Genomic DNA, 8,209 nt, shown 5'->3' on the forward strand with positions numbered 1-8,209 from the left:
TTCTAAAAACATCCAAGGAAGCCATATGCAGAAGCAACGTCCAAAGCACCTGGATCTGGCCAAGATCAGATTGCCGATTCCCGGCATCGTCTCGATCTTGCACCGGATCAGCGGTGTTGCGCTGTTCTTTTCTCTCCCACTGTTGATTTACCTGCTGCACGGTTCGCTGAGTTCGGCCGAATCGTTCGAAACCTACCGCGCCGTGGTCGGCCACCCGCTGATGAAGCTGGTGCTGCTGGGCCTGTTGTGGGCTTATATGCACCACTTCTGTGCCGGTATCCGTTTCCTGTTCCTTGATATTCACAAGGGCCTCGAATTGCAAACCGCCCGCGCCACCGCCAAGACCGTCGTGGCCGTCAGCCTGGCGCTGACCGTGGTTCTGGGAGTCGCTCTATGGTAAATCGCAATGTCGTCGGCGCCGGCTATGGTCTGCGCGATTGGATTATGCAGCGCGTGACCGCGGTGATCATGCTGATCTATACCGTGGCTTTGGCTTTGTTCCTGCTGACCATGCCGTCCGGCTACGAAGGCTGGAAAGCGTTCTTCGGCCAGGTCTGGGTGCAGGTGCTGACCCAAGTGACCCTGACCGCGCTGTTCCTGCACGTCTGGGTGGGCATCCGCGATCTGTGGATGGATTACGTGAAGCCGGCGGGCACCCGTCTGGCGCTGCATGTGTTCACCATCGTCTGGCTGGTTTCCTGTTTTATCTATTCCGTTAAAGTGGTCTGGGGGCTGTAATGGGTATTCCTGTTCGTCATTTCGACGCCGTTATCGTTGGGGCAGGCGGAGCAGGCATGCGCGCGGCCCTGCAATTGTCCGAGGCCGGCCTGAAGACAGCGGTGCTGTCCAAGGTGTTCCCGACCCGTTCCCACACCGTGGCCGCCCAGGGCGGCGTGTCCGCTTCGCTCGGCAACTCCGAGGAAGATCATTGGCACTGGCATATGTACGACACCGTCAAGGGGTCGGACTGGCTGGGCGACCAGGACGCCATCGAATTCATGTGCCGCGAAGCGCCCAAGGTGGTGGTGGAGCTGGAGCACTTCGGCATGCCGTTCGACCGCAACGCCGACGGCACCATTTACCAGCGCCCGTTCGGCGGCCATATGTCGAATTTCGGCGAGAAGCCGGTGCGCCGCGCCTGCGCCGCCGCCGACCGCACCGGTCACGCCATGCTGCACGCGCTGTACCAGCGCAATGTGCGTGCCAACACCCATTTCTTCGTTGAATGGATGGCGCTGGATCTGATCCGCGATGCCGAAGGCAATGTCCAGGGCGTGATCGCCATGGAAATGGAAACCTCGGAAATCGTCGTGTTCCAGGCCAAGGCCACCTTGTTCGCCACCGGCGGCGCCGGCCGCATCTTCTCCTCGTCCACCAATGCCTTCATCAATACCGGCGACGGCCTGGGCATGGCCTCCCGCGCCGGCATCCCGCTGGAAGACATGGAGTTCTGGCAGTTCCACCCGACCGGCGTGGCCGGCGCCGGCGTGTTGATCACCGAAGGCGTGCGCGGCGAAGGCGGCATTCTGCGCAACGCGCAGGGCGAGCGCTTCATGGAGCGCTACGCGCCCAACGCCAAGGACCTGGCGTCCCGCGACGTGGTGTCGCGCGCGATGGTGACCGAGATCAACGAAGGCCGCGGCTGTGGCCCGAACAAGGATCACGTGCTGTTGGACATCACCCACCTGGATCCGGAAGTGATCATGTCCAAGTTGCCGGGCATCCGCGAGATCTCGATCAAGTTCGCCGGCGTGGACCCGATCAAGGCCCCGATTCCGGTGGTGCCGACCTGCCATTACCAGATGGGCGGCATTCCCACCAACTACCACGGCGAAGTGGTGGTGCATGGCGAAAAAGTGCAGGGCTTCTACGCCGCTGGCGAATGCGCGTGCGCGTCGGTGCACGGCGCCAACCGCCTGGGCACCAACTCGCTGCTGGACTTGCTGGTATTCGGCAAGAGCTCGGCCAACTCGATGATCGAGTACATCAAGCAGCATCCGGAGGATCTGCCGGAACTGGCGCTGGCCGATGTCGAGCGCTCCGTCGCCCGCGTCGAGCGCCTGAACACTCAGACCGGCGGTGTGCAAGTCAATGACGCGCGCGAGGCGATGCAGCGCACCATGCAGGCGCACTGCGGCGTGTTCCGCTTCAAGGACATGCTGGCCGAAGGCGTGGAGAAGATTCTGGAAGTGGAGAAGATGGTGCAGCGCACCGAAATCTCCGACAAGTCCAATGTCTTCAACACCGCCCGCATCGAGGCGCTGGAGCTGGAGAACCTGATCGAAGTGGCCAAGGCCACGATGATCTCGGCGAATGCCCGCACCGAGAGCCGTGGCGCCCATGTGCGCGACGATGCCAAGGACACCGAGGAAACCCCGAACGGCCGCGACGACAAGAACTGGCTGAAGCACACGCTGTGGTATCGCGAAGCCAACCGTCTGGACTACAAGCCGGTCAATCTGAAGCCGCTGTCGGTCGATACGATCGCGCTGAAGACCCGCTCCTACTAAGGGTGCCATCAAGATGACTACCGAAACCGTCAAATTCCGCATCTACCGCTACAACCCGGAAACCGATGCCAAGCCGTATATGCAGGACATCAGCGTGGACATGAACTCCACCGAGCACAAGCTCTTGGACGCGCTGGTCAAGCTGAAGGTGAAGGACGACACGCTGAGCTTCCGCCGCTCCTGTCGCGAAGGCGTCTGCGGTTCCGACGCGATGAACATCAACGGCAAGAACGGTCTGGCCTGCCTGACCGACTTCCGTGATCTGAAACAGCCGATCGAGCTGCGTCCGCTGCCGGGCCTGCCGGTGGTCCGCGATCTGATCGTGGACATGACCCAGTTCTTCAAGCAGTACCACTCGATCAAGCCCTATGTGGTCAACGACACGCCGCCGCCGGAACGCGAACGCAAGCAGTCGCCGGAAGACCGCAAGGAGCTGGATGGTTTGTACGAGTGCATCCTGTGCGCGTGCTGCTCGACCTCCTGCCCGTCGTTCTGGTGGAACCCGGACAAGTTCGTCGGTCCGGCCGGCTTGTTGGCCGCCTATCGCTTCATCGCGGATACCCGCGACGAAGCCACCAAGGAGCGCCTGGACAACCTGGAAGACCCGTATCGTCTGTTCCGCTGCCACACCATCATGAACTGCGTGGACGTGTGTCCTAAGGGCCTGAACCCGACCAAGGCGATTGGCAAGATCAAGGACCTGATGGTCAAGCGTGCAGTATGAGCGCCTACGATCCGATTGAACTCAAGCGGATCCGTTGGCGGTCGCGGCGGGGCTTGCTGGAACTGGACCTGGTGCTGGAGAAATTCTTCGCCGGTCCCTTCGATCAGCTGACCCCCGTCGAGATTGAGGCTTATCGGCGGTTGCTGGATTTGCCCGATACCGATTTTCTGGATGTCGTCAGCGGCAAGGCCGATCTGGACGATCCGGAAGAAATGGCCATCGTGGCGATCCTCCGCTCGCTCTGACGGCTGTGCATCACCCCAATTACAACGACCATAAACCGACTGGGAGTATTGCTGTGGAAACTGATCGCAAAGTAACGCTCACATACAACGAGGGTAAGGACACTCTGGATCTGCCGGTCCAGAGTGGCACTTTGGGGCCGGATGTTGTCGACATCCGCACCTTTTCCAAAACCGGCATGTTCACGTTTGACCCGGGTTTCCTGGCCACCGCCAGCTGCGAGTCCGGCATCACCTTCATCGACGGCGACCTGGGCCAGCTCTACTACCGCGGCTACCCGATCGAGCAGCTCGCCGAGAAGAGCGACTATCTGGAAGTCTGCTACCTGCTGCTGAACGGCGAACTGCCGACCGCGGCGCAGCGCAAGGACTTCGAGAGGGGCATCATGCGTCATAATATGCTGCATGATCAGCTGATGAGCCTGTTCAAGGGCTTCCGCCGCGACGCGCACCCGATGGCGGTGATGGTGGGCGTGGTGGGCGCGCTGTCCGCCTTCTACCATGACTCGCTGGACATCTCCAATCCTGAGCATCGCCGCATTTCCGCGCATCGCCTGGTGGCCAAGCTGCCGACCATCGCCGCGCAAGCTTACCGCTACAACAAGGGCCTGCCGTTCTCCTACCCGAAAAACGGCCTGACCTACGCGGAAAACTTCCTGCACATGATGTTCTCCACTCCGTGCGAAGAGTACAAGGTGAACCCGGTGCTGGCGCGCGCGCTGGATCGCATCTTCACCCTGCACGCCGACCACGAGCAGAACGCCTCCACCTCCACCGTGCGTCTGGCCGGCTCTTCCGGCGCCAACCCGTTCGCGTGTATCGCCGCCGGCATCGCCTGCCTGTGGGGCCCGTCCCATGGCGGCGCCAACGAAGCCGTGCTGAAGATGCTGGACGAGATCGGCAGCGTGGAGAACGTGGCCGACTTCATGCAGGGCGTGAAGGACAAGCGTTACAAGCTGATGGGCTTCGGCCACCGCGTGTACAAGAACATGGACCCGCGCGCCTCCATCATGAAGCAGACCTGCGACGAAGTGCTGAACGAGCTGGGCCTGCACAACGATCCCAAGTTCAAGCTGGCGATGGAACTGGAAAAGATCGCGCTGTCCGATCCCTACTTCATCGAGCGCAAGCTGTACCCGAACGTGGACTTCTACTCCGGCATCGTGTTGTCGGCGATCGGCATCCCGGTGTCGATGTTCACCCCGATCTTCGCGCTGGCCCGCACCGTGGGCTGGATCGCTCACTGGAGCGAAATGATCTCCGACCCGGCGATGAAGATCGGCCGCCCGCGCCAGTTGTACACCGGCGCTCCGCGCCGAGACTTCACTGCGGTGGAGAAACGCAAGTAAGCAGGAACGAGGGTTGGCTGGAGCAGGGCTTCAGCCAGCCTTTTTTTCCGGCCCGAAGCCAGGGCCGGTCAAGGGCAGAATGTTATGGGAAGCACAACAACAAGTTTTTCCGATAGCGTTTTCCCCATGCAGCAACAGGGAGTTCGCGCCAGGGCGTAGCTGGCCGGATTCCGCACAGAAACGACAAAGGGTAGCCCCATGATGCAATCCATGTACAGCCATTCTTACCTGTTCGGTGGGAATGCACCGTTCATCGAGGAGCTGTACGAACAGTACCTCGCTGACGCCAATTCCGTTCCGAATGAGTGGCGCGACTATTTCGACAAGCTGGCGCAAGCGCCCGGCGCTGCCGAACGCGATGTGCCGCACATGCCGATCCAGGAATCCTTCATTCAGCTGGCCAAGAAGCCGGCCGCCGGCCAGCGCGCCAGCAGCGGGGCGGAATGGGAGACCATGCAAAAGCAGGTGGGGGTGCTGAAACTGATTTCCGCCTACCGCGTGCTGGGCAGCCGCCAGGCCAACCTGGACCCCTTGAAGCGCATGGATCAGGAACTGGTGCGCGAACTGGACCCGGCTACCCACGGCCTGACCGGCGCCGACATGGCGGTGCAGTTCAACGCCGGCTCGCTGGTGGGCCCGCAGAAAATGCCGCTGTCCGACATTCTGGCGCGCCTGAAGCAGACCTACTGCGGCAATATCGGCGTCGAGTACATGCACATCACCAAGTCGGATGAAAAGCATTGGGTGCAAAAACGCTTCGAGGGCGATCTGTCCACGCCGCGTTACGACGCGGCCAAGAAGCAGCGTATCCTGAAGCAGATCACCGCCGCCGAGACGCTGGAACGCTATCTGCACACCAAATACGTCGGCCAGAAACGCTTCTCGCTGGAAGGCGGCGAATCCGCCATCGCCGCGCTGGATCACCTGATCCAGAACGCCACCGGTCAGGGCGTGCAGGAACTGATCATCGGCATGGCCCACCGCGGCCGTCTGAACGTGCTGGTCAACACCCTGGGCAAGCTGCCGCGCGATCTGTTCGCTGAATTCGAAGGCAAGGCCGCCCAGCAAATGGCCTCCGGCGACGTGAAGTACCACATGGGCTTCTCCTCCGACATCCCGACCGCCGACGGTCCGATGCATGTGTCGCTGGCGTTCAACCCCTCGCACCTGGAAATCGTCAACCCGGTGGTGGAAGGCTCGGTGCGCGCGCGTCAGGAACGCCGCAAGGACGCGGAACGCAAGACCGCGGTGCCGGTATTGATCCACGGCGACTCCGCCTTTGGCGGCCTGGGCGTCAACCAGGGCACTTTCAACCTGTCGCAGACCCGCGGCTACGGCACCGGTGGCACGATACACATCGTGATCAACAACCAAGTGGGCTTCACCACCTCGGACACCCGCGACATCCGCTCCACCATGTATTGCACCGACGTGGCCAAGATGATCGAAGCGCCGATCTTCCACGTCAACGGCGATGATCCGGAAGCCGTCTGCTATGTGATGCAGGCCGCGCTGGACTACCGGATGACCTTCAAGAAGGACGTGGTCATCGATCTGGTGTGCTATCGCAAATTGGGCCACAACGAGGGCGACGACCCGTTCCTGACCCAGCCGATGATGTACAAGAAGATCGCCAAGCATCAGGGCGTGCGCGCGATGTACGCCGAGCGCCTGGTGCAGGAAGGCGTGCTGAAGGCGGAAGAAACCGACGCGCAGATCCAGGCCTACCGCGACGCGCTGGACAAGGGCGAGCACGTAGAGCAGACCGCGCTGACCAATTACAAGCGCGAACACGCGCTGGACTTCAGCCAGTACCTGGGCACCCACTGGGCGCATCCGACCGACACCTCGCTGCCGCAGGCCGACATCCAGCGCCTGACCGACAAGTTCACCTCGCTGCCGGAAGGCTTCAAGCTGCACCCGACGGTGCAGAAAGTGCTGACCGCGCGCAAGGCGATGGCCGCCGGTGAGCAGAACGCGGACTGGGGCATGGCCGAGACCCTGGCTTACGCCAGCCTGGTGACCAACGGCTTCGGCGTGCGCCTGTCCGGCGAAGACTCCGGCCGCGGCACCTTCTCCCACCGCCATTCGGTGCTGCACGACCAGAACCGCGAGAGCTGGGACCAGGGCAGCTATGTGCCGCTGCGCAATATGTCCGACAACCAGGCCGATTTCCTGGTGATCGACTCCATCCTGAACGAAGAAGCGGTGCTGGCCTATGAATACGGCTATGCCTGTTCCGCTCCGGATCAGTTGGTGATCTGGGAAGCCCAGTTCGGCGACTTCGCCAACGGCGCCCAGGTGGCCATCGACCAGTTCATTTCCTCCGGCGAGACCAAGTGGGGCCGTCTGTGCGGCCTGACCACCATCCTGCCGCACGGCTACGACGGCCAGGGCCCGGAACACTCGTCCGCGCGCCTGGAGCGTTGGCTGCAACTGTGCGCCGAGCACAATATGCAGGTGGTGATGCCGTCCGAAGCCTCGCAGATGTTCCACATGCTGCGTCGCCAGGTGCTGCGCCCGTATCGCAAGCCGCTGGTCATCTTCCTGTCCAAGCGCCTGCTGCGCTTCAAGGATTCGATGAGCCCGATCGAAGCGTTCACCAATGGCAGCTTCCGCCCGGTGATCGGCGACGCGGTGGTGCAGGATGCCAAGAAGGTCAAGCGCGTGCTGCTGTGCGCCGGCCAGGTGTATTACGACCTCGCCGCCGCCCGCAAGGAGCGCGGCCTGGAGGACGATATCGCCATCGTGCGCATCGAGCAGCTGTATCCGTTCCCGACCGAGCAAGTGGCCGCCGAACTGGCGCGCTTCCCGCAGGCTCGCGAAGTGATGTGGGTGCAGGAAGAGCCGCGCAACCAGGGTGCCTGGTATCAGATCCGCCATCGTCTGGAAGGCCTGTTGGGCGCCAAGCAGTCGCTGTCCTTCGCCGGTCGTCCGTCGTCCGCTTCCCCGGCCGTAGGCTATATGAGCAAACACGTCGCCCAACTCAAGGCTTTCGTTGAAGAAGCCATGTCGGTCGCCAAATAACCACTGAATGAGTTCGAGGCAGCCGGAGGGCTGCCTCTACATGGAGAAGAACATGCTGATTGAAGTCACCGTCCCGCAACTGCCCGAGTCCGTATCCGAAGCCACGCTGATGAGCTGGCACAAGAAGGTTGGCCAAGCCGTCAGCCGCGACGAGAACCTGATCGACCTGGAAACCGACAAGGTGGTGCTGGAACTGCCGGCGCCCCAGGCAGGCGTGATCGTTGAAATCATCGTGGAAGACGGCGCCACCGTGGTGTCCGGCCAACTGATCGCCAAGATCGACACCGCCGCCAAGGCCGGTGACGTGGCTCCGGCCGCTGCAGCCGCTCCGGCTCCTGCCGCCGCCCCGGCACCCGC

Annotated in this window: 8 protein-coding genes; all 8 read left to right on the plus strand. The window is 62.2% G+C overall.

Annotated elements, in window-relative coordinates:
- Positions 1-25 precede the first annotated feature (25 nt).
- Positions 26-400 (plus strand): succinate dehydrogenase, cytochrome b556 subunit, encoded by a 375-nt coding sequence (gene sdhC / locus LQT98_RS16245; RefSeq protein WP_048411378.1) that lies wholly within the window; start codon positions 26-28, stop codon positions 398-400.
- Positions 394-738: a succinate dehydrogenase, hydrophobic membrane anchor protein gene (gene sdhD / locus LQT98_RS16250; protein WP_231463553.1), complete on the plus strand. Its 345-nt coding sequence runs from the start codon at positions 394-396 to the stop codon at positions 736-738. Before sdhC ends, sdhD begins: the two co-directional genes overlap by 7 nt.
- Positions 738-2,510, plus strand: a complete 1,773-nt coding sequence (gene sdhA / locus LQT98_RS16255) for a succinate dehydrogenase flavoprotein subunit (RefSeq protein ID WP_048411380.1) — start codon at positions 738-740, stop codon at positions 2,508-2,510. Before sdhD ends, sdhA begins: the two co-directional genes overlap by 1 nt.
- A 13-nt stretch (positions 2,511-2,523) precedes the next feature.
- Positions 2,524-3,234 carry a succinate dehydrogenase iron-sulfur subunit gene (locus LQT98_RS16260; protein ID WP_048411381.1) on the plus strand — a complete coding sequence of 237 codons (711 nt, stop codon included), beginning with the start codon at positions 2,524-2,526 and terminating at the stop codon, positions 3,232-3,234.
- Positions 3,231-3,479 (plus strand): FAD assembly factor SdhE, encoded by a 249-nt coding sequence (locus LQT98_RS16265; RefSeq protein ID WP_048411382.1) that lies wholly within the window; start codon positions 3,231-3,233, stop codon positions 3,477-3,479. The genes LQT98_RS16260 and LQT98_RS16265 overlap by 4 nt, the downstream gene beginning before the upstream one ends.
- Positions 3,480-3,532: 53 nt before the next feature.
- Entirely contained in the window at positions 3,533-4,825 is a 1,293-nt protein-coding gene (gene gltA / locus LQT98_RS16270; protein ID WP_048411383.1) for a citrate synthase, read from the plus strand.
- A 198-nt stretch (positions 4,826-5,023) separates the two neighbouring features.
- Positions 5,024-7,852, plus strand: a complete 2,829-nt coding sequence (locus LQT98_RS16275) for a 2-oxoglutarate dehydrogenase E1 component (RefSeq protein ID WP_048411384.1) — start codon at positions 5,024-5,026, stop codon at positions 7,850-7,852.
- A gap of 52 nt (positions 7,853-7,904) precedes the next feature.
- On the plus strand, positions 7,905-8,209 hold a 305-nt coding region (locus LQT98_RS16280), incomplete at its 3' end, for a biotin/lipoyl-containing protein (RefSeq protein ID WP_231463555.1).

Source organism: Chromobacterium aquaticum (assembly GCF_021129195.1).
Classification (GTDB): Bacteria; Pseudomonadota; Gammaproteobacteria; order Burkholderiales; family Chromobacteriaceae; genus Chromobacterium; species Chromobacterium aquaticum.